22 protein-coding genes are annotated in these 21,760 nt (G+C 65.3%); 8 read left to right on the top strand and 14 right to left on the bottom strand.

Annotated elements, in window-relative coordinates; all coding sequences use genetic code 11:
* Positions 1-107: 107 nt before the first annotated feature.
* The gene (locus tag R4P47_RS11325; RefSeq protein ID WP_317784777.1) at positions 108-515 is read left to right on the top strand and encodes a hypothetical protein; all 408 of its coding nucleotides are present in this window, start codon (positions 108-110) and stop codon (positions 513-515) included.
* A gap of 35 nt (positions 516-550) precedes the next feature.
* Here R4P47_RS11325 and R4P47_RS11320 read toward each other — a convergent pair whose 3' ends face one another.
* Positions 551-1,081 carry a GNAT family N-acetyltransferase gene (locus R4P47_RS11320; protein WP_317784776.1) on the bottom strand — a complete coding sequence of 177 codons (531 nt, stop codon included), beginning with the start codon at positions 1,079-1,081 and terminating at the stop codon, positions 551-553.
* A gap of 191 nt (positions 1,082-1,272) precedes the next feature.
* Here R4P47_RS11320 and R4P47_RS11315 point away from each other — a divergent pair, with 191 nt between their 5' ends.
* The 3 genes from R4P47_RS11315 (at position 1,273) to R4P47_RS11305 (ending at position 6,076) form a co-directional block, all read left to right on the top strand.
* Complete coding sequence (locus R4P47_RS11315) at positions 1,273-1,704, top strand: DUF5318 domain-containing protein (RefSeq protein WP_317784775.1); 432 nt, start codon at positions 1,273-1,275, stop codon at positions 1,702-1,704.
* 312 nt (positions 1,705-2,016) lie between these two features.
* Positions 2,017-4,512 (top strand): transglycosylase domain-containing protein, encoded by a 2,496-nt coding sequence (locus tag R4P47_RS11310; RefSeq protein ID WP_411567327.1) that lies wholly within the window; start codon positions 2,017-2,019, stop codon positions 4,510-4,512.
* Between the two features lie 112 nt (positions 4,513-4,624).
* Entirely contained in the window at positions 4,625-6,076 is a 1,452-nt protein-coding gene (locus R4P47_RS11305; RefSeq protein ID WP_317784798.1) for a glycosyltransferase family 87 protein, read from the top strand.
* On the opposite strand, the gene R4P47_RS11300 is transcribed toward R4P47_RS11305, so the two are convergent.
* The 9 genes from R4P47_RS11300 to R4P47_RS11260 form a co-directional block, all read right to left on the bottom strand.
* Positions 6,051-7,289, bottom strand: coding sequence for a TerD family protein (locus tag R4P47_RS11300; protein WP_317784774.1), 1,239 nt, complete (start codon positions 7,287-7,289; stop codon positions 6,051-6,053). The two genes, R4P47_RS11305 and R4P47_RS11300, sit on opposite strands and share 26 nt — an antisense overlap.
* 90 nt (positions 7,290-7,379) lie before the next feature.
* Positions 7,380-7,607, bottom strand: a complete 228-nt coding sequence (locus R4P47_RS11295; RefSeq protein ID WP_068047485.1) for a helix-turn-helix domain-containing protein — start codon at positions 7,605-7,607, stop codon at positions 7,380-7,382.
* A complete protein-coding gene (locus R4P47_RS11290) occupies positions 7,607-8,206 on the bottom strand; it encodes a hypothetical protein (protein ID WP_317784773.1) in 600 nt (199 codons plus the stop codon). The genes R4P47_RS11295 and R4P47_RS11290 overlap by 1 nt, the downstream gene beginning before the upstream one ends.
* A gap of 84 nt (positions 8,207-8,290) precedes the next feature.
* The gene (locus R4P47_RS11285) at positions 8,291-9,037 is read right to left on the bottom strand and encodes an ESX secretion-associated protein EspG (RefSeq protein ID WP_317784772.1); all 747 of its coding nucleotides are present in this window, start codon (positions 9,035-9,037) and stop codon (positions 8,291-8,293) included.
* Between the two features lie 2 nt (positions 9,038-9,039).
* Complete coding sequence (locus R4P47_RS11280; RefSeq protein WP_317784771.1) at positions 9,040-10,428, bottom strand: hypothetical protein; 1,389 nt, start codon at positions 10,426-10,428, stop codon at positions 9,040-9,042.
* Between the two features lie 39 nt (positions 10,429-10,467).
* Positions 10,468-11,271: an HAD family hydrolase gene (locus R4P47_RS11275; RefSeq protein ID WP_317784770.1), complete on the bottom strand. Its 804-nt coding sequence runs from the start codon at positions 11,269-11,271 to the stop codon at positions 10,468-10,470.
* A complete protein-coding gene (locus R4P47_RS11270) occupies positions 11,268-13,601 on the bottom strand; it encodes a phosphoribosyltransferase (protein WP_317784769.1) in 2,334 nt (777 codons plus the stop codon). Before R4P47_RS11270 ends, R4P47_RS11275 begins: the two co-directional genes overlap by 4 nt.
* Positions 13,598-14,746 carry an HpcH/HpaI aldolase/citrate lyase family protein gene (locus R4P47_RS11265; RefSeq protein ID WP_317784768.1) on the bottom strand — a complete coding sequence of 383 codons (1,149 nt, stop codon included), beginning with the start codon at positions 14,744-14,746 and terminating at the stop codon, positions 13,598-13,600. The genes R4P47_RS11270 and R4P47_RS11265 overlap by 4 nt, the downstream gene beginning before the upstream one ends.
* Positions 14,747-14,769: 23 nt before the next feature.
* Positions 14,770-15,855 carry a hypothetical protein gene (locus tag R4P47_RS11260; protein ID WP_269596065.1) on the bottom strand — a complete coding sequence of 362 codons (1,086 nt, stop codon included), beginning with the start codon at positions 15,853-15,855 and terminating at the stop codon, positions 14,770-14,772.
* 220 nt (positions 15,856-16,075) lie between these two features.
* Here R4P47_RS11260 and R4P47_RS11255 point away from each other — a divergent pair, with 220 nt between their 5' ends.
* Both R4P47_RS11255 and R4P47_RS11250 read left to right on the top strand, forming a co-directional pair.
* Positions 16,076-16,651, top strand: coding sequence for a TerD family protein (locus tag R4P47_RS11255; RefSeq protein ID WP_027495074.1), 576 nt, complete (start codon positions 16,076-16,078; stop codon positions 16,649-16,651).
* A gap of 92 nt (positions 16,652-16,743) precedes the next feature.
* A complete protein-coding gene (locus R4P47_RS11250; protein WP_068048447.1) occupies positions 16,744-17,841 on the top strand; it encodes a DUF475 domain-containing protein in 1,098 nt (365 codons plus the stop codon).
* A 9-nt stretch (positions 17,842-17,850) separates the two neighbouring features.
* Here the strand turns inward: R4P47_RS11250 and R4P47_RS11245 are convergent, their stop codons facing one another.
* The 4 genes from R4P47_RS11245 to R4P47_RS11230 all read right to left on the bottom strand — a co-directional run bounded on the left by R4P47_RS11245 (position 17,851) and on the right by R4P47_RS11230 (position 20,679).
* The gene (locus tag R4P47_RS11245; protein WP_317784767.1) at positions 17,851-18,216 is read right to left on the bottom strand and encodes a helix-turn-helix transcriptional regulator; all 366 of its coding nucleotides are present in this window, start codon (positions 18,214-18,216) and stop codon (positions 17,851-17,853) included.
* A 127-nt stretch (positions 18,217-18,343) separates the two neighbouring features.
* Entirely contained in the window at positions 18,344-18,514 is a 171-nt protein-coding gene (locus tag R4P47_RS11240; RefSeq protein ID WP_317784766.1) for a hypothetical protein, read from the bottom strand.
* A 41-nt stretch (positions 18,515-18,555) separates the two neighbouring features.
* Positions 18,556-19,254, bottom strand: coding sequence for a response regulator transcription factor (locus R4P47_RS11235; RefSeq protein ID WP_317784765.1), 699 nt, complete (start codon positions 19,252-19,254; stop codon positions 18,556-18,558).
* Positions 19,255-19,275: 21 nt separating this feature from the next.
* Positions 19,276-20,679 carry a hypothetical protein gene (locus R4P47_RS11230; protein WP_317784764.1) on the bottom strand — a complete coding sequence of 468 codons (1,404 nt, stop codon included), beginning with the start codon at positions 20,677-20,679 and terminating at the stop codon, positions 19,276-19,278.
* A gap of 162 nt (positions 20,680-20,841) precedes the next feature.
* On the opposite strand from R4P47_RS11230, the gene rpsF reads away from it, so the two are divergent.
* Positions 20,842-21,129 (top strand): 30S ribosomal protein S6, encoded by a 288-nt coding sequence (rpsF, locus tag R4P47_RS11225; RefSeq protein WP_008711385.1) that lies wholly within the window; start codon positions 20,842-20,844, stop codon positions 21,127-21,129.
* 57 nt (positions 21,130-21,186) lie between these two features.
* Positions 21,187-21,738 (top strand): single-stranded DNA-binding protein, encoded by a 552-nt coding sequence (locus R4P47_RS11220; RefSeq protein ID WP_037195207.1) that lies wholly within the window; start codon positions 21,187-21,189, stop codon positions 21,736-21,738.
* Positions 21,739-21,760 lie beyond the last annotated feature (22 nt).

The raw sequence follows: 21,760 nt of genomic DNA, 5'->3' as shown, positions 1-21,760 counted from the left end.
TCGAATCCAACGATCACATCATGACGATGCGATTGACCGCACTATCGAAGAATGTATCGCGCCGATACATATTCTGACAACTCGGCCGTGCACGTATCGTGCGACACATGACCCCGGTCGACGCGCTTCTCGCCGCCGCGGCCCTCCACCTGGGCTTTCAGATGGTGGTGACCGGCGTCGTCTATCCGGCGCTGGCGGACGTTCCGGACGAAGACTGGTCGCGTGCCCACGACGCGCACTCGCGTCGGATAACCCTCGTCGTCGGTCCGGTCTACGTGCTGCTCGCTGCTGCGTGTCTGTGGGTGTTGGTGTCCGGGCCGATCGATGCGGTTGTCTTGACGAGCATCGGCGGCGCGGCGGTCTCGGCGTCGGCGACTGCCTTCGTGGCTGCCCCCACCCATGGCGAACTGGGGCGTTCGGGACGCAACGAACACCTGATGAGTCGGCTGCGATCGGCGGACCGCGTACGTCTCTGCGGTGCCGTGGTGTGTGCCCTTTTCGCTCTGTCGGCGTGATCGAGCGCGGGTGAACGTGCAAGTGGCCTGTCGGTTCAGCGAGCCGGTGCCACCATCAGCACGGCGTCGACTCGATACTCGCCCCACTGCTGCGCAGACGTCCCGATCTGTCGCCACCCTCGCCTGCGGTAGAAGCCGAGGGCGGTGCTACTCGGCTCGACGAGCAGAACCGCCACGCGGCCTACATCGCGCGCAGCATCGATCGCGTGTGCAAGCAGAGTCGTTCCACTGCCCGGTACCGAGCCGTCGGTGACCAAGCGCGACACCACAGCGAGTCGATCGGCACCCACCCCCGTTGCTCGCCGCCACTGCGCGCTTGCGTCGTCCGCGCCGGCATCGGTTCCCGGTGCTGCCGTCGAGTGCAGCGCGATATGGCCGACGACGGCGTCGTCGGACTCGGCCACCCAGGCCGCGAGTTCGTTCGGTGGGACAAGCCAGTCGGCTCGCACCGCCACTGCGCGCACGGGATAACGGTGTAATTCGTGCGCTCGTTGCAGGATGGGCAGGAGAGTGGTCAGGTCGCCGTGTCGTCGGGGGCGCACGTGGATTCCCGATGTGGCCGACATGCGAGCAAGTGTAGGGACCGGAGCTCACACCGAATCCACGTCGGTGCGATCTGCGTCTCTCGCCTGCGTCGAGGGGCAGACCGCGTCGGCACAGGTAAAGCGGAGTTTCCGAGAACCGAAATGGGCCCTGCTCCCCGCCGAGGCGGGGTTCGCAGGTCCGCATCGGAGGGGCCGCACGTACTCTGGTCCTCGTGCGACTTCAGCGACAGGTGGTGGACTACGCCCTTCAGCGTCGGTCGCTGCTGGCCGAGGTGTACTCCGGAAGGACGGGCGTCGCAGCGGTCTGTGATGCGGATCCGTACCTTCTTCGCGCCGCCAAGTTTCACGGACGTGGCAGCGATGTGGTGTGCCCAATCTGCCGCAAGGAGCAGCTCACGCTGGTGTCCTGGGTGTTCGGCGAGAAGCTCGGGGCACTGTCCGGGTCGGCGAGAACGTCGGACGAACTCGTCCGTCTCGCGGCGACCCAGGAGGAGTTCTCGGTCCACGTGGTCGAGGTGTGTAGGTCGTGCAGTTGGAACCACCTCGTCCAGTCCTATGTCCTCGGGGCCGTCCCCGCGCCCAAGCAACCCCGTCGTCCGCGATCGGGTTCCCGTCAACCGAACCGTCGAACAGCGAGTGAGTGACACAATCGCTCCGCTGATCCCATCCACCGAGAATTCGACGCGGCCGCCGAAATTACTGGAGATTCGTACGTGAGTTCCCCCTACGACAACAATCCGGGTAGCAACGAACCGGGCCGTAGCGACTCCGGACGGCGTCCCGACGTGCCCGGGCCGCCACGCGGCAGTCGCCATTCCGACCCCGGGCGTCGGCCGGTACCCCCGCCCGGGCAGCGTCCGATGCCGCCGCAGGGCCGTCCTCCGATGCCTCCTCCCGGCCAGCGACCGGTACCCCCTCCCGGCCAGCGACCGGGACCTCCTCCCGGGCAGCGTCCGATGCCGCCGCAGGGCCGTCCTCCGATGCCTCCTCCCGGTCAGCGACCCGGTCCCCCTCCCGGTCAGCGTCCGATGCCCCCGCAGGGCCGCCCTCCCATGCCCCCGCAGGGCCGACCCGTTCAGGGCAGGCCGCCGGTGGATCCGGTGAGTGGACGTCCCGCGGGCGAGCGTCCCTACGGCGAACGTCGGTACGGAGAGCCGCCCATCGCGCCTCCTGTCCGATCCACTGCCCCGACGGGCGTCACTCGGTCCGGCGCTGTGCCACCACCCCACGAACCGAACGATCCATCAGTTCTCTCCTCGGGCAGCGAACCGCCCGAGCCGCCCGAAAGAGGTCCCGCCGCGAAAACGAAGAAGAAGTCCAAGTGGCGGGTCGCTCGACGCACGATGTATGCGTTGATCGCCCTGGGTCTGATCGTGCCGATCCTGGCGTTCATGGTGGCCTACACCGTCGAGGACGTGCCGCGTCCCGGCGACATCAGAACCAACCAGGTCGCCACGATCTTCGCGGCCGACGGCTCGAGTGTGCTCGGCAAGGTGGTGCCACCCGAGGGCAACCGCACCGACGTGACTATCGATCAGATCCCGGAGCACGTGCGCAACGCCGTTCTCTCGGCCGAGGATCGCGACTTCTATTCCAATCCGGGATTCTCGGTGACCGGTTTCGGCCGGGCTTTGCGTGACAATGTGCTCGGACGCGACAGTGCAGGCGGTGGCTCGACCATCACCCAGCAGTACGTCAAGAACGCGCTGGTCGGTAACGATCGGACGCTGACCCGAAAGATGCGTGAGCTCGTCATCTCCTCGAAGATGGCGCGGCAGTGGTCCAAGGACGACATTCTTGCGGCGTACCTGAACACCATCTACTTCGGTCGCGGTGCCTACGGCATCGCCGCCGCGTCGACGGCGTACTTCGGCAAGTCCGTCGACCAGCTGTCGGTGGAGGAGGGTGCGGTTCTCGCCTCCGTCATCCAGCAACCCTCCAATCTCGATCCCGAGTTCAACCCCACCGGCGCGCAAGCGCGTTGGGACTACGTGCTCGACGGCATGGTCTCCCAGGGTCAGCTCGATGCGACCCAGCGGGCGTCGATGATGTTCCCGGCGGTGGTCCCGAGCGCGCAGGTCGATACCGGTGATGCTCAGGATGCCGGGCCGGACGGCTTGATCAAGGCCCAGGTGCTGCGAGAGTTGTCGGCGGTGGGTATCAGTGACCAGGACCTCAACACCGAGGGGCTGCAGATCACCACGACCATCGACCCGAACGCCCAGGCGGCGGCGGTCGAGGCCGTGAACGGCAACATGGAGGGCGAGCCCTCGGAGCTGCGGACGGCGTCGGTGTCGATCGATCCACGCACCGGTGCGGTCCGCTCGTACTACGGCGGTGCGGACGGTCGAGGATTCGACTTCGCCCAGTCCGGCTTGCAGACCGGATCCTCGTTCAAGGTGTTCGGTCTGGCCGCCGCGCTGGATCAGGGCATTCCGCTGTCGAAGATGTACGACAGCTCCCCGCTCGACGTCAACGGCATCGAGATCAGCAATGTCGAGGGTGCCTCCTGTGGAACGTGCACCATCGCCGAGGCGCTGAAGCGTTCACTGAACACCAGCTTCTACCGGATGATGCTCAGCATGGACAACGGTCCGCAGGCCATCGCGGACATGGCACACAAGCTCGGCATCCCGCAGGAGATCGAGGGCGTCGGACCCACCCTCACCGAGCCCGACAACGCGGGCCCCAACTACGGAGTCGTGCTCGGCCAGTACCAGTCTCGCGTCATCGACATGGCTTCTGCCTACGCGACACTGGCTGCGTCCGGCGTCTATCACACTCCGCACTTCGTGCAGAAGGTCGTCACCGCCGACGGCACCGTGCTGCTCGACAGGGCTCCCGAAGCCGGCCAGCAGGTCGTCTCGGCTGCGGTTGCGGACAACGTGACCTCGGCGATGCGTCCGATCGCCGGCTACTCCAACGGTCACAACCTCGCAGGCGGTCGCCAGTCGGCAGCCAAGACCGGTACCGCTCAGCTCGGAGACACCGGTCAGAACAAGGATGCCTGGATGGTCGGCTACACGCCGTCGCTGTCCACTGCCGTCTGGGTGGGCACCGAGCAGGGTCTGCCGCTCGAGAACAGTTACGGCGGACCGATCTACGGATCGGGCCTACCGTCGGACATCTGGAAAGACACGATGGACGGCACGTTGGACGGCACCTCGAACGAGACCTTCCCGACGCCCGAGGCCATCGCGGGTCAGGCCGGTGTGCCGCAGTACTCGGCACCCGCTCCGGCGACGACGGTGGCACCATCGACAGCTCCGCCGCAGGTGACCCTGCCGATTCCGACGGAGATCTCGCCGCCGGTCGTCATCACTCCGCGGCAGGTCGAGATTCTGCCCGGCGTGACCATTCCGCTTCCCGGACTGGCACCGGCGCAGCCCGCGGGACCCGAACCGGCGGCACCCGAACCGGCAGCGCCCGAACCGGCAGCGCCCGGGCAGTAGCGACGCGGCGGTGACGACCGAACCCGACCGCAAGGGTCGAGCCGTGGCGAGCCCCGGTCGCCTAGATTCGGCGAGCGCTGCGGACCGCGATCTACCCAGTCGTACCGATCCGATGACCGAGGAACTGTCCTCGGTCATCGGCGGTCCGGTCGGCAAGCACGCGGTGATCGGTCGGCAGCGCTGGTTCACGGCGCTCCGGGTGATTCTGCTGCTCGCGGTGGTCTTTCTCTGCTTCGGTTGGTTCGCCAAGGCCGCGTGTATCCAGCAGGCACCGGTGGGACCGGGCGGTGAGCTCGGACTCGATTGGAGTGGCAGTCGTCAGTACGTGGCGATGTGTTACTCCGATACCGTGCCGCTGTACGGGGCGGAGCGACTCGATCAAGGTGCGTTCCCGTACAAGAAGTCCTGGGAAGAGACCAAGGCCGACGGGTCGAGTCAGATTCGGTACATGGAGTACCCGGTGCTCGCCGGGCTCTACCAGTACGGGTCGATGGTCGTCGGAAAGGCGTGGAACTCACTGAGTTTCCTGCCGCAGGCGTTGCCGGTCGTCGTGTACTTCAATGTGGTTGCCCTGGGATTGGCCGTCGCCTGGTTGGTCACCGTGTGGGCCACCGCCATAGCCGCCGGACGCCGCATCTGGGACGCTGCCCTCGTGGCGGCCTCACCTCTGGTGATCGTGCACGGATTCACCAATTTCGACGCTCTCGCAACGGCTTTCGCGCTCACCGGGTTGCTGGCATGGGCCAAGAAGAAGCCGGTGCTGGCCGGAGTTCTGATCGGTCTCGGCGGTGCCACCAAGCTCTATCCCCTGCTGTTCCTCGGGCCCCTGCTGGTGCTGTGCTGGCGCACCGGAAAGATGCGCGAGTGGGGCATCACCGCCGGTGCGGCGATCGGTGCGTGGATGGCGGTGAATCTTCCACTGGCGCTGCTGTATCCGTCGGGATGGTACGAGTTCTTCCGGCTCAATTCCGAGCGTGGTGCGGACCCGGATTCGCTGTACAACGTCGTCACCTCGTTCACCGGTTGGACCGGTTTCGACGGTCCGCTGTACCCGGGCGACAAACCGTTGGTTCTCAATGCCGTGACGCTCGTGTTGTTCGCCATCGTGTGTGCGCTGATCGCGTACATCGGCACGACGGCTCCGACGCGGCCGCGGCTCGCGCAGCTGGTGTTCCTGGTGGTCGCCGGGTTCCTGCTCACCAACAAGGTGTGGAGTCCGCAGTACTCGCTGTGGCTGGTTCCGCTGGCTGTACTGGCGCTGCCGCATCGTCGAATTCTGTTGGCGTGGATGACGATCGACGCCTTCGTCTGGTTCCCGCGGATGTACTACTACCTGGGTGTGGAGAACAAGGGTCTACCCGAACAGTGGTTCACCGCGACCGTCGTGGTGCGCGATGTCGCCGTGATCGGATTGTGCGCGTTGATCGTTCGGCAGATCTACCGGCCGGCCGAGGATCTCATTCGAAACGGCAGCGCCGTCGACCCGCTCGGTGGCGTGCTCGACGGCGCTGCAGATCGGACGACTACTGCCCGCAAGGTCACATATAGCGGCCGAGCTGTTTGACGGCTTCACCGGCGTGCTTGGCCTGGATACCGTCGCCGATGGCCTGGAGCTTCCATTCGCTGCCCTGGCGGTACACCTTCGCCATCACCAGACCGGTGAACGGCATGCCGCCCTGCAGGGTGAAGCGGGCCAGTTCGGTGTTGGTGGTGTTGTCGACGAGACGGCAGAATGCGTTCGCGACCTGCTCGAACGTCTGACCGCGGTACGACGTGACCGTGAAGACGATGCCGGTCACGTGCTTGGGTACCCGCGTCAGGTCGACCACGATCACCTCGTCGTCGCCCTCGCCTTCGCCGGTGAGGTTGTCACCCTGGTGCACGATCGAGCCGTCCTTGGCATTGAGCTGCCCGTAGTAGACGACATCGTTGACGTTGCGGTCGGCGAGCATGATCGCCGACGCGTCCAGGTCGATGTTCGCGGCTCGGCCTCCGCCGCCGAAGAATCCGCCCTTCTTCGGAGTGGTCACCGGGTCCCAGCCCAGACCCATCCGGATGACCGTCAGCGCCACGCCGCCGTCCTTGCGGAGGGTGACCTTCTGGCCTTTCGTGAGGCTGACGGGCTTGGACTTGGTGAGGCTGACTTCCGGAGCCTCGGTGGGGACCGGGGCGGCGGGCGGTGCCGGCGGGGCAGCCGGCGGCGGTGGAGTAGCGGGAGCGGGAGCGGGTGGCGGTGTCGGTGCGGGAGGTGTGGGAGCAGGGGCGTCGTCCACGGACACACCGTGATCGGTCACCAGGGCTGCGAACCCGCCCGCGTAGCCCTGCCCGACGGCTCGCACCTTCCAACTTCCCTGACGGCGGTAGATCTCCAGCGCGATCACGATGGACTCCGAGCTCAGGCCATCGATTGTGTACTCGTACAACACATTTCCGGCTGTATCGCTCACCCGCGCCACGGGGGCGGTGGAGCGCCCGAAGTTGCTCGACGCGTCGTCGAGGGTGATGACCGCGCGGATCTGCTCGATGTCGGCGGGCACTGCAGCGAGCGACACGGCGAGCCGGGCCGGTCCGCCTTGGCCGGGCTCGAGGCGTACGCCGGGGCCGGTGGGCTGGTTGAAGAACACGAAGTCGGCGTCGGTGCGTACTTTTCCGGCGTCGGTGACCAGTAGCGCGGACAGGTCCGCGGGTACGGCCAGCGAGATGGAGACGACGACGTCACCGACAGTGAGGGGGCCGTTCTGACCCTTGGACAACGGTTGACCGGCCGGAGCAGACAATGTGATGGACTCTCTCTCGTAGTGCTGGTTACCGTCATCCAATGTACTTGTTCGATTTGTCCGACTGGTGTGGCTGCGATCGGGCGGACGTCAGATCTCGCGGAGGGTGAACAGGTCGCCGGGTGTGCAGCCGAGGACGCGGCAGACTGCGGTGAGCGTCGAGAATCGGATGGCCTTGGCGCGGTCGTTCTTGAGCACCGACAGATTGACGACGCTGACCCCGGCGAGACGCGAGAGTTCCGCGAGAGTCATACCGCGGGCGTCGAGAATCTCGCCCAGATGACAGACGACGAGATGGTCGACGAACTCTTCCGCCATCAGACCAGACCATCGGCATCGCGAGCGAGCTTGGAGCCTTGCCGAAGAACTGCGTAGACGAATTGCAGGACCAGAGCGACGATCAAGGCCAGCCAGACCGAGCCGAAGCTTCGTGCAGTATCGGTGACCTCGGTTGTTTCGAGTGCGGCCTGGATGGCGTTGGTACTCATCACCCGAAGCCCTCCGGTGATGACCGGGTACAGGACCAGGCAGGCAGCAACCACGACCAGGTCGAGGCTGGCACCGACGCTGAACGGGGTTTCCTTGATGACATTGTCGAAGAATCGGTACGCGAAGAAGATTCCTACCAGGATGAGGACTCCGCCGGCCACGATCTCGCCGTACCTCATGAAGTCGATCATCCCGATGAGCCGCTGGACGTCGCTTTTGGCGACACTGAGCTCGATGACGTTGCCTGGTTGCAACTGTCCGCCGAACAGGTCGAGCGTCGGCGACTCCTCCAGAGGCGTGACGGTGGCGCTGACGTAGTCCGAGGAGTGGTATTCCTGCAACTTCCGACCGGTCCAGATCACAGCTGCCGCCGCATAGAAGGCCATCGTCCATTTGTTCGCCCGTGCCGAGCTCAGTCCGTATGCCATCCCGCCGTCTCCATATCGATAGTCGATAACAACGAATATCGATAACCTATCGAAAATCGATACGGTGTCAAGAGCGCGCCGTTCTCACCGCCTCAGCGCCACTGCCACGTGCCGTCCGATCTCCGACGCCAGGCCGGTCGTATCGGCGGGCGCGATGTCGATCGTTTCCGCGGAGTGGACGATGTATCGGCCGTCGTGTTCGAAGTCCATCCAGAAGAACGAGACGGCATCGGTGTCGCGGCGGTTGTCGAAGGTCTTGCCGCGCGCGACGATGATTTCGCCGACTGCAGTCCGCGGGCGGTCGAAGAACGACCGGAACTGCTCGTCCGCCGTCGCCCCCCGGGTTGCGGTCGTCAGATGCGACCCAACCGAAGTCGTTGCAGCAATGGCACGTTCGAGTCGCTCGGCCGGTCGGCGGCCTGCAGCGATGTTCGGTACGGATCCGAGAACGACGGCGGGGGCATGGGCAGGGCCGGTCAGTTGGACGGTGACGGCACCGCCCGAGGAGGCGTCGGGCCCGGGCTCCTGAGTGAGCACCGCGGCAGTGTCGTGGCGAATCGCTGAGTGGCTGCGCACGATGCCGTGACGAGAATCGATTGTCTCGCCGCGACATTCGATGCGAACGATCGGGTCGACGACGGTCCGAACAGCTGCGCCGAGTCTCTCGTCCATCATCGCGTCGATCCTCGCCGACGCCTCGCTCCGCAGCTGTCGGAGTTCGTCGACGGTCTCGACGTCGATGGTGACCGCCAGGGGGTACGGCAGTCGGTCGCGTCCGAATCGACTGCACAGCATCATGAAGTCGATGCCGGGCATGGTCCATTTCGTCACCGTCAGCCGCCGAGTACCGGAGGTGCGACCAGGGGTAGATCGCCGATCAGTTCGCTGCCGTTGCTCACATCGACGAGGTAGCCGGGAACGGCGTGCTCTCCGTCGTTGTCGCCGGCTCCTCGTGCGCCTGCTGCGCCCATGGCACCCATTCCCGGCATGCCGTGTGCTCCCGCGCGCCCGGCCGACGCCGCAGCTGGGCTGCCCGCCCCGCTGCCTCCCGCCCCGCTGCCGCCAGCACCGATCCCGCCCGTGCCGCCGCCGATCGGAGAGCCGAGAATCGAGCCGCCGTAACCCGATCCGGCACCGGAACTGCCTCCGTATCCCGCACCGCCGCCGTAGCTGGAACCATTGGATCCTGCGAAGCCGCTGCCGCCCGGTCCTGTTCCGCCGAACCCCCCGCCGGGACCTGCGCCGACCCCGGAACCCGTACCACCGCCGGAAGCACCCGGCCCGGTGGCCGCTGCGGCACGAGTTTCATCGGAGTTGTCGGCCGGCGGCAGGGAACCCGAACCGCTCGACCCGGGCTGCTCCGACGCCGCAGTACCTGCCCGACCCGCTTCGGCAGCCTCGGTGCCGCCGGCCTGCGCCTGCGCTGCCCTGTCAGCCCCACCCTCGGTACCTGAGCCGCCGAACGAGGTCGCTCCGATACCCCCATCTCCGCCCCCGGCAGAACTACCGAGTCCCCAGCTGCCGCCGGAACCACCACCGTCAGCGACCGGGTTGTGCGCTGCCGGTAGCACCGGGACCTCGGAATCGGACTGCAGCACCCCCGGTACGTAGACCGAGCGCATGATTCGGCGTGCTTCTTCCTGCTGCTCCTCTCGGGCCGACACCACCTCCTTCGCGGCGAAGGGGATGGGCAGCAGGGAATCGATCAAGCTGCTTTCGGCTCCCGCAACCACCGGCGGCATCCTCGACTTCGTCTGCGTGAAACCGGAGTGCGCCTCGAGCAACTTGTTGCTGATCAGACTCATGGAGGTGGACAGCGCGTTCGCAGACGAGACGTAGTCGCCCACACCGCCGCGGACGGCGTCGGCTGTAGGTCCCGACCAGCCCGACGTCATGGCCGCCTCGATGCCGGACCGGAAGCCGTCGGATCCGCTGTTCGCGGCAGCGGACAAGTCGTTCCAGTTCCTGGACGATTCCCCGATGGTTTCGGTACCCAGCGATTTCACCATGGCCGCGATCTGCTCGTGCGGCATCACCTCGAACGCCTCCGTGATGACCACTTCGGCCGGCTCGAACTCGCCACGGTAGTCGAGGGCCACGTTCGCCTTCTCGAATGCCGCATTCAGAACGGAGCCGAGAAATTCGGGACCGACCGGCGTCACGAACGCACTGGTGACGATGTTGTCGATCGTCGCTGCGAGTTCCTCGTACGGATCCGTCATGCCCACCCCTTGCCCTACGTCTGCCTCCCCGACGAACAGTTAGACGCGGCGCACGGCGGTTCGGTTCCGCAGCCACTCGAGAATTTCCTCGCTGGCCCGGACACCGGAGGACTCGGTGACGGTCAAGCCGGGTCGAGTGAATCCGAGCAGCTCCAGTTCGCCGTGCCGCGGACGGATCGCGGCGTCGGCCGCGATGAGCATCTCGGCGTCGAGTGCACCGTCACCTGCGGCGAGGACTCGGGCATCGGCGTCGAGGGTGCCGTCCTGTACCAGCCTGGTCCGAACCTCGGCCACCGCAGAGCTCTTGCACACCGCGTTGGGCATCGTGTAGATCTTGCGCCCCTGTTGCGAGACGTTCCAGTCCCTAGCGGCGCACCACTGCGACCACTCCGCGACGAAGCCCTCGGGCACGGCCGCCGTGTTCACCACCAGGTAGCAGAACAGGCCGTCGGCTTCGCGGTACTTCAGGACCCAGTCCTCGGAGACCCTCGATCTCAACTCGGCACCGATGCCGGCCAGGTTCAACTCGAACCCGTTGCGCCAGTGCATGTCCGGCTGGCCGTCGACAAGAATGTTGCCGCCGTTGCTGGTGATGGCGTACCGCCACGGGGCACCTGGGAGTGCGATCCGCTGAAACTGCTCGATGGTACGTGTCGTGGTCGGCACGACCACAACATTCTCGCTCAACTCGCGCAGCAGAGAGATCGAACGAGAAGACATGTACGACAACGGCTTTTCCTCGTACAGCTCCACGCACTCGAACGAATCGTCCAGGGGCACACCGAGTGCGCCCTCGGAGAAGATCATCGTACGGTCGAGATCCACCGCGACGAGAGCGCTCACGACGCGTCCCCACTCGACACGTTCTTGATCAGCCCCATGCACGAATATGCGAGGTCGGAAACCACATCCACCGGCACTCCCCTGGCCGCAGCGAGCATCCTGATGTGTTCGTGCTCGGGCGCATCGGCCTCGCGCACCAGTACTCGCCACGGGACACGACGCAGCAGCACCCGAGTGGTTTCGCCGACGCCGGGTTTGACGAAATTGACGTGCGATATGCCGTACTCCTCGCGGACCTTCTCCACCGATGCCCAGCCGGACCACGTGGGTGTTCGGTCGGAGCCGAGCACGGCTGCTACCGAGGCATCGACCTCGTCCCGGACGTCCTCGAAACGGGCAGCGACGGTGTCGAGCAGGTGACGCGAGACGTCGTCGGAGGCGAGATCGGCGTAGTACTTCGCGCCGTGGAAGTCCCCGGGACGAATCAGACTGTCGTTGAGCACGGTTCGTGAAACCAGGCCCGACACAGTCGAGTTCAGACAGGCCGAGGCGATGAGGAAGTCGTCGCGGGTGCCGTAGGTGCGAGCGCAGTTGCCCGGATCGGCGAGCACGGCGAGGTCGTCGTCGAACTCGGCTCCGGGGAACTCGCGCAGCGCCGCGGTGAGTTCGCGAGCGATCGCGCCCTTGCCCGTCCAGCCGTCGACGAACACCACCGAGCGCGAATCGTGATGCTCGGCCAGGTAACGCAGGGCGACGGCGTCGATGCCTCGATCGCGCACGATCGAGACGGCATAGTGCGGAATCTCGAGGCCATGGGCTGCGAATGCCCAGCGGCGCATCAGAATTCCGACGGGTGTGCCCGCGCGGGCCAGGGACGCCAGTGCGATGTCGTGTCCGCGCTCGGCCAGCACGACCTCGGTGACGGTGCCGACCGCGACCGCCAGCCGTGACGCGCTCTCCTGCAGCACTTTCTCGAACAGTTCGCGGTAGGCAAGATCCGGTTGATACTCGACCGGAAGCGATTCGGCGTAGTGGGCTTCGCCTGCCTGAATGCGCTTCTCCCGCTCCTCGATTCCTGCTTCGAGTGAGACCGACGAGAGGTCCTTGAGCAGCCAGGTGACTTCGTCGGCTGCGTACGAACCGAATTCCGGCCCCCGCAGCGGACGTGCCCGCCGCGAGACTTCGAGAGCCACCGGGTCCGCGCCCGTGACGACGACCAGCAGCACGTCGGTACCCGAGGCGGCCAGGGTCTCGGCGGCTGCTGCCAGAGCGTCGGTGTCGGCGGGAGCGTCGGCGACGAGCACCAGTGTCGCGTCGTCCGGTCCGGACGCGTTGTAGAGGTAGCGCAGTCCCGATTCGTCCTCGGGCGCAGTGAACTCGAAGCCGCGGCGCAGGGGGTAGCCGGGCACGTCGAGAACGTAAGCCGGTGACCGAGTGGTGGTCTGGAACAGTGCGGTGTGACCGCGCTCCTGCAATGCCGCCGCCAGTCGGAGCGGCAGGTACATGAGCTCCTCGTGGCCGATGACGACCACCGGTGCCGATCCGGGGAGCGAGGAGTCGACGGTGGCTGCGAGAGCATCGATCGCCGAGTCGAAACCGGCGGCGTCGGATCGGAGGAACCCGTGCCGGCCGCCGTCGGGCAGGGTTGCCGGCCACTGCGCATCGACGCGGCGAACCGAACCAGGCTGTGCAGCAACCGGATCGAACTCCGGATCAGGGAGGGCCAGCACCGTCTCCACCAGGCCTGGCTCGAGCTCAACCGATCCCTGCGCCAGGCTCACGTTGTCGATCCGAACGCCGAGTTCTGTTGCCACCGCCGCAGCAGCAGCGAGATGCTCGGTGGTGCGCATGTCCACCAGGGACGCGATGACGTAGTGCGCGCGGCCGGCGGATGCGTGAATCTGCCGAAGGGCATCGAGCGCGGTCGCTCCGGTCGAGATCTCGTCGTCGACGAGTATCAACGGCAGGTCGCCGGCGAGAAGGTCGGCCGAGGTGGGCATCAGCAGGTGGTCGGTGGCGTGTGAGTGACCCTCCTCGAACTCGCCGTGCACGGTCATGCCGGGAACGTGGCGACGCGTCGAGTGCAGGTAGCAGTGCGCGCCCAGAGCCGTCGCGACGGTATGGCCCAATCCGGTTGCCGTTTCGGCAAATCCGAGCACGTCGACATCGGAGCCGCCCACCGCGGTCTGCACCAGGGCGGCCAGTTCGTTGCCGGCGGCGATGACGACGTCCGGATCGACGGGTATGTGTTTGCCGAGCACCGTCGAGACCAACAGGTGGGCGCGGCGAGGGTTGCGACGCAGACCGGGCAGCACCAACTGTGTTGCCGTCCAGGACGACGACGAACCGGTGTCGGTGAGCACGATGCCGTCGGCCGGATTCGCGTTCATCGCTGTGCCAGCGCGGTCAGTAGATCCACGAACGTGATCCCCTCGTTGGTGACACCGAACGCCCTGGCGCGCACCACCGTCTGTTTCGCCCAAATGCGGTGCGGTCCCAGCTCGTTCATCTTGTTGCGGTAGCCGGATGCCTGGACACCGCCCTGGTCGGAAGAGAGAATGTCGAGTGCGTCGTGGTATTCCTCGTGCGTCACCGCGGACAGCGCGTGCACCGCAGGCACGTGCGAGGGGTGGATGACGGTCTTGCCCTGAATGCCGTTCGCGCGGTCGAGTGCCACCTCGCGCAGGAGGGCGTCGAGGTCGCTGCTCACCAGTTGCTGGCGAAAGCGCACGGCCTCCTGATCGACGAACGGCGTCTGCCGCAGCAGCGGGCGGAACATGCGTTCGTGGTCTGCGAAGTACTCCCACACCGGTCCGGTGATGACGAAACCCGATCCGTCGTAACGACCCAGGTGATTGACGATGGCGCTGATGACGTCGGCGACGACGCGGACGTCGTAGATCGTCAGGTCGCGGTCGCGGCGGATGCCGAAGGTGCCGCACATGTCGGTGGCCCCGATTCGTACCGCCAGCACGGTGTCGCGGTACTCACCGAGGAGTTCACGGATGGCAACCAGTTCCGCGTCGCGTGTCTCCCGGTGCACCACTTCCGTGGATTCGAGGACGGGCATGGCGAACAGACGGGTGCCGTGTGTCGTGGACGCGGCGACGATCTCGTCGAGGAACTCGGCTCCGCGTGCTGCCGTGAACTTCGGTACGACGAATCCGGCGAGCCCGGCGGCACCGTGGTTCAGGCCGGCGCAGATGCTGCGGATGTGCGCGGCGGTGCGAGCTCGAACGAACACCAGTGATCCCGAACCCGAGAGTTCGTTCAGAGTTCGTACGGTGTTGGCCAGCGCTTCTTCCAGATTATGGTCCGCCACAGCGTCTTCGAGATCGATGACGATGGACCGAACCCCCTCGTCGGTGCGTTTGTTCACCGTCGCGGTCAGGTCGGGACGCGTCGCCGGGATGTATAGCGTCGCTCCGAGAGCCGTTGCCACGAGGTCGTTTCCGTCGCTCGTCTCGATGTCCTCCGGCTGCAGGAAGAACACTCGTTCACGGGTGTCTGCGTCGAGATGGCGAAAGTGTTGCACCACTGTCCTTCGTGTGAATGTGATCAGTGCGAGGTACGCATGCGGTCGATCACGCCTGCGATGAAGTCCGAAATGGTATCCAGATCCTGCAGATATGACCAGTAGTCGGGGTGGGTACCCGACAGGGCTGTGCTCGCCCTGTCGATCCGGGCGAGCTGAGCATCCAACACCGAGCCCCATTCGGCAACCAGACCACGGTTGACCGCGAGTTGTTGGGCGTCACGAAGTTTGAACCGCACTTTGTTCTCGGTCTGTTTCGGATCGGCTTTGACCGCGCGCAGTAGACGAACTCGGTCGGTGACCGCGTCGACCAGTTGTTCGGCATCGCTCAGGTGTTGGCGTGCCTGGGTCACCAGATCCAACGAGTGTTCGGGATTGCCCGCGTCGAGTGCAGAACGCGCTGCGCTCAGATCCTCGTCGGCCTGCTCGATGTGGCGCGCACTGGACCGTTCGTTGCGAGAGAGGTCCGCCGAACTCTTGGCGTTGAACTCCCGCAGCAAGCTCGAGAAGGCCGGGGCAATGCCCTCGGATCTCGTTCGCACGGCTTCGATTCGGGTGCGCACCGAGGCCAGTGCCGTTCGGGCCTCCTGAAGGCGGCCCGGGGCCGAGTTCACTGCGGCACGCAGTGCGGCCGCCCGCTCGCGGACCAGGGCGGCGTGCTCTCGGGCGCGCAGGGGGTCGCGCTGATCGGCCTGCAATTGCGTTGTCGCCGAATCGAGTTCGCGCCACGCCTGCCGGAGTGAGGGGTAGCCGGCAAACTGTTCGTCGACGGTCGATCGGGCTGCGTCGGCCTCGGCCAGTGCGTCCTGGACCAACCGCGGGGTCGCGGCGAACTGAGCGGAGGACTGCTCGAGGGTGTCTCGATGTGCGTCGTAGAACCGATCCACAGCCGAGCTGGCGTCGTGCAGAAGCGCGGTCGCTCGGTCGAATGCCGATCTGGCGGCAGGAGTGGTGATTCCGTCGAACTGATCGACGGCGGCGAGGTAGGCAGCTCCGGCGTCGAAACATTGCTTCTCGGTGTCTGCCCACCGGCTCGCGAGTCGATCCTGAGGACGCAGCGCGGTGGAGGCCTCGACGCCCGCCGAGGCGATGGACTGACGTTTGTCCATGTCGAGGAACGCGGCGACAGCGTTGTCCTGGGAACGACGCGCGGCGGCGTCGGATTCGGTACCCCGGCGGAACACCCCAGGCCAGCGACTTGTCACCTGCTCGATAGTACTGACGGGAACCCTGGCGATGTCGTACTCGTTGGCGGAGTACGTCCAAGAACCGGACATTCCCACTACGGTTGAACCCGTAACGGGAAACCAATTGCGAAAGGACCTCTCCATGGGCGTCAGCCTCAGCAAGGGTGGCAATGTCTCGCTCACCAAGGCAGCTCCGAACCTGACCGCGGTCGTGGTCGGTCTCGGATGGGACATCCGCACGACGACCGGCACCGACTTCGATCTCGACGCCAGCGCCATCGCTCTGAACTCGACGAAGAAGGCCTTGAGCGACGGGCACTTCGTGTTCTTCAACAACCTGAAGTCTCCGGACGGCTCCATCGAGCACACCGGCGACAACACCACGGGTGAGGGCGACGGAGACGACGAGCAGATCAAGGTCGATCTCGCCGCAGTACCGCCGGAGATCGAGACCATCACCTTCCCCGTGTCGATCTACGATGCGGACGCACGCTCGCAGTCGTTCGGTCAGGTGCGCAACGCGTTCATTCGCGTCATCAACCAGGCCGACAACTCCGAGCTCGCTCGCTACGACCTCAGCGAGGATGCCTCCACCGAGACCGCCATGGTCTTCGGTGAGCTGTACCGCAACGGCGCGGAGTGGAAGTTCCGCGCGGTCGGTCAGGGCTACGCATCCGGACTCGCAGGAATCGCCCGCGATTTCGGGGTAAACGTGTAGTAAAGGCCCTCTCAAGATTGGGAGTACCCCCGCCTCGTCATTCATGATGGGCGGGGGTTTTCCCGTATTTAGTCTCGAGAAGGGCCACGCCTGTGGTTGTGAAGATCTTCGGATGGTCGATCGCGGTCACCATCGTGTCCGTGATCGTGGCTTTCCTGTACGGCGGGATCGAGGCGATGATCCTCGTCCTCATCCTCGGCGTGCTCGAGGTGTCGCTGTCCTTCGACAACGCCGTCATCAATGCCACCGTGCTGCGACGCATGAGCGAGTTCTGGCAGAAGATCTTCCTCACCATCGGCATCATCATCGCGGTGTTCGGCATGCGGCTGCTTTTCCCGCTGGTCATCGTCTGGGCCGCGTCCGGTCTGGGCCCGGTGGCGGCACTCGATCTGGCACTCAACCCGCCCGCCGACGGTGCCGCGACCTTCCCGGACGGGTCGCCGAGTTACGAAACTCTGCTCACCGACGCGCATCCTCAGATCGCCGCGTTCGGTGGCATGTTCCTGCTGATGTTGTTCCTCGGCTTCATTTTCGAGGACCGCGAGATCACCTGGTTGAGCTGGCTCGAGAAGCCCCTCGCCCGGATCGGCCGCCTCGATCAGCTCTCCGTGGTCGTCGCGGGCCTGCTGTTGGTACTCAGTGCCGAGTTCCTCGCCGAGGACGACAAGATCTCCACCGTCATGGTCTCGGGTGTGCTGGGCATGATCACCTACATCTCGGTCAACGGACTCGGTGAGCTCTTCCACGTCGAGGAAGAGGGCGAAGAGTCCTCGGGCGGACCGAGCGAACTGGCAAAGGCGACGGGTAAGGCCGGCTTCTTCCTGTTCCTCTACCTCGAGGTGCTCGACGCGTCCTTCTCGTTCGACGGTGTCATCGGTGCCTTCGCCATCACCGCCGATCCCATCATCATTGCGCTCGGCCTCGGCTTCATCGGCGCGATGTTCGTCCGCTCGATCACGGTGTTCCTGGTCCGCAAGGGAACGTTGTCCGACTACGTGTACCTCGAGCACGGTGCGCACTGGGCGATCGGCGCGTTGTCCATCATCCTGCTGGTCTCGATCGGTGTGCACATCAACGAGCTGATCACCGGCTTCGTGGGAATTCTGTTCATCGGAGCCGCCCTGCTGAGCAGCATCCGACGCAACAAGCGTCTGGAGAACGAAGGCGTGGAGACCGCAGTCAGCGTCTGACCGGCGAGTTCACAGCTCCGAGATATCGACCAGCCCGTCCTGCAGGGCCCGTGCGACGAGGGCGGCTTTGGTCGGTGCCGGGCGCCCCACCGAGGTGTACTTGGCCCGGATTCGGGTGAGGTGCGTGTTGACCGTGCCGAGCGAGAGAAACAGTGTCTTCGCCACTTCGGTCTTCGAGTCGTGTCGAATCCAGCAGAGCAGCACCTCGATCTCGCGGCCGGTCAGATCCGGTCGCGGCGGGAACGGGCTCGGGGCGGCCGGGACGGGGTGAATCTGCATCGCAGGCGGAACCAAGCTGATGGGCCCACGTGAACGAGGCGTCGTCGGGACTCCCGCGTCGTCCGCGGAGGGCATGGGTTCGAGCAGTGCAGACATCAATTCTCCCGGACGCCGTAGTGGGTTGAGACCAACTAAACCAATGGGAATGATTCTCACAGGTAATTCGCAGGTTTTCTGCCCTGACTATTAGGGGCATTGAACCGTCAACCGTCCGATGAGCGTGTCACGAAGCTACGACAGACTGCCGGCCGTCGGCATCGAGTTCGATCCGCACGTCGGCGCTCGAGTCGCTGACCAGGATGGATACGATCCTCGCGCGGCCGGGCGGCAGTATCCGAGCGGTCACCACCCCGCTCGTCGAACCCTTGAGTGCGTCGGAAACCGCGGTGCTCACCCGCGTCGACACTGTGGGATGAACCACAGCAAGTCCGCGGGTCAATCCTGCGGAGGTAGTTCGGGCATCGGCAGCCAGCCGTCCTCGACCGCTCGCTTGTACAGATCGGTTTTCGTCGGTGCCGGACGCCCGGCCTCGGCGTATTTGTTGCGGATCCGTACCAGGTAGTCGTTGACGGTCTGCTCGGACAATCCGGCGAGGCGGGCAACGCGTCCGGCCTTCTCGCCCGACGCGTAGAGGGCGAGTACCTCGCGCTGACGCGGACTGAGTCCGACGTCGGGAAGCTGCGGATCACCGTCGATCGCGGCAGCCCAATCCGTCGTGACCACCTGTCCGCCGCTCGCTGCGCGTCGGATCGCGGAGACGATCGCCGCCGCGGGGGCGGACTTTCGGACCACGCCGAGCACACCTGCACGGGCTGCCGAACGAACGAGAAAGGCGTTCTCGGCTCCGGTGTAGACGAGGACGCGCGCACCGGCGGCGTGCAACTGCTCCACGTTCGAGCGGGGTGACGAACCGTCACCCAGACGAAGATCGAGCACCACCAGATCGAGTGTCGGCTGTTGGGCGAGCAGCTCCGCGACCGTGGCGGCGGTGGACACCAAGTCCAGGTCGGGTTCGTCTGCGAGCATGGCCTTGAGTCCGAGCGCTACCGATTCGTGGTCCTCGACGAGGCCGACGCGTCGTACTTCGGTAGTTCGTCTCTCGGTGTTCTCCTGCGATTGCGACACCTGTGTCATGTCCCCGCCCCGCCCTACGTGCTACTGCCCCGGTGATGTTGTCAGCGATATCGTTGCTGGTCGGGGCGATGATACAGACGCCTGGTCGGTTTCGCCCGGGAACGGAACCCGCATCCGAGCTCGGAGGAACAGCACGAAGAACACCAGCAGCAGCAGCGCTCGTCCCCACACTCCGACGAGAACGAAGAACTCCTCGTCGGTGGCATCGGCCCCCGAGGCCAACGCGGCGAAGTACTTGAAGACGCCGATTCCCATCGACAGATCGACGACCAGATACGCGGCGACGAGCCCCCACGGGACCCGAAGCAGCACCAGGAAGGGCAGCAGCCACAGGGTGTACTGGGGCGAGTGCACCTTGTGCAGCAGCATGAAACCGCACAGCATCGATCCGCTGACCGCGACCCACGGGTACGTCCCGGCCACCTTCGCGCGACGCCATCCGAGCCACAGCGCGAGAGCGAACGCGGCGAACACCAGCAGCGGCGACGCCACGTCGACCACGTTCTGGAAGGAGGCCTCGGCCTCGGCGTAGGCATCGGGATTCATCTGGTCGTTGATGTAGAAATGGCGCAATCCCCAGTACCAGATGGAGTTGGTCGTCAGGTCTGCCTGCCGCAGCGACTGGAACGTGAACGACGCCCGCCATCCTTCGTAACCGAGCACCGCGAACGGCAGATTCACTGCGACGACCGTGCCGATGGCAGCGCCGGCCACCATCAGGCCGCCGCGGATGTCCCAGCGAGCTCGGACGGTGTCAGCGGACTCACGTCCATCGATGCCGCCGGTGACCACGTACGCGATCAGGGGCAACACGAATGCTCCCGGATAGAGCTTGAGGCAGAAGCCCACGGCCAGCAGCACCGAGGCGAGAATCGCCTTGCGTCGCAGCGGCATCGGCAGCGTCATGACGAAGATCGCGCCGACGGCGGTGGCCACGACGGGAAGCTCCCAGTTGTGGAAGGCGTACATCACCAGAGGCGGGCCGATCGACCAGAGCAAGGCGGGCCAGCCTGCCATCCGGCCGAGCATCCAGGCGGTGAGCAGACCGAACGGCGCGAGAATCAACGCCGAGGTCAACAGGAACTGTGCATCGGTGTGGGCCGGAATGGCTCCGAGCCACATCAGCAATCCACTGAGGACCGGGTACTCCACCGTTCCGCCCGTGAGGATTCCGTCGCTGGTGATGGCCCCGTGAATGTACGGAAAGATGTGATTGTCGATGTCTCGGCCGAGCCACAGGAATTGGATGTCGGAGTAGCAGACCGAGGAATCCTTGATGGCGTCGAACATCGTGCTGCGACCGGAGGCGTCGAACGGCGCGACCGCGCATCGGGCCTTGTTCAGATAACCCAGAATCAATCCCACCGCAGCCATCGCGACGACCACGACGACCGTCATCGGATTGGCGCGGACCCCGGATCGCATGGTGCAAGACTATGACGCGCGAACGCCGGACCGTGCGCCCGACGCGAATTAGCAGGTCAGGGCCCGCCTCGTGTATCTTCGAGGGGTTGCTGACGCAACGACCCTCCTGCCACGGACAGTCCGTGGCCGTTTTCACTAGTCCACAGGAGGTGATGAGGTCTTATGCGTCATTACGAATTGATGGTCATTCTCGACCCCAATCTGGACGAGCGCACTGTCGCTCCGTCGCTCGATACGTTCCTCAACGTCGTTCGCAAGGATGGCGGCACCGTCGACAAGGTCGATGTGTGGGGCAAGCGTCGTCTGGCCTACGAAATCCTCAAGCATGCCGAGGGCATCTACGCCGTTGTGAACCTCAACGCCGAGCCTGCCACGGTCAGCGAGCTGGATCGTCAGCTCGGACTCAACGAGTCCGTTCTGCGCACGAAGGTCCTGCGACAGGGCAAGTAATTGTCGTTGCCCGCCTCTAGGCTGGCATCTACAACGCTTACTACTGAAAGAGGAACCATGGCAGGCGAGACCGTCATCACCGTCATCGGAAACTTGACGGCTGATCCAGAACTTCGATTCACCCCCGCCGGTGCGGCGGTTGCCAACTTCACGGTTGCATCCACCCCGCGCACATTCGATCGTCAGACGAACGAGTGGAAAGACGGCGACGCGCTCTTCATGCGCTGCAACATCTGGCGCGAGGCAGCGGAGAACGTTGCCGAGAGCTTGACCCGAGGCTCGCGAGTGATCGTGAGCGGACGGCTGCGGCAGCGCTCGTACGAGACGCGTGAAGGTGAGAAGCGGACAGTCGTCGAGCTCGAAGTCGACGAGATCGGACCTTCACTTCGCTACGCCACCGCAAAGGTCAACAAGGCCAATCGCGGTGGAGGTGGCGGCGGAGGCGGCTTCAACTCCGGCTCCGGCTCCGGTTCCTCCGGCGGATCGGGCGGCGGCCGCTCGAACTCCTCGTCCAACTCCGGTTCCGGCGGAGACGATCCCTGGGGCAGTGCCCCGGCGGCGTCGGGCTCCTTCGGCGGACGTGGCGGAGACGAAGAGCCACCGTTCTAGATCCTTCGATCGAGAACAACCA

Source organism: Rhodococcus sp. IEGM 1370 (assembly GCF_033142325.1).
In the GTDB taxonomy this organism is placed as follows: Bacteria; Actinomycetota; Actinomycetes; order Mycobacteriales; family Mycobacteriaceae; genus Rhodococcoides.
This window is presented reverse-complemented; position numbering and strand designations above follow the sequence as displayed.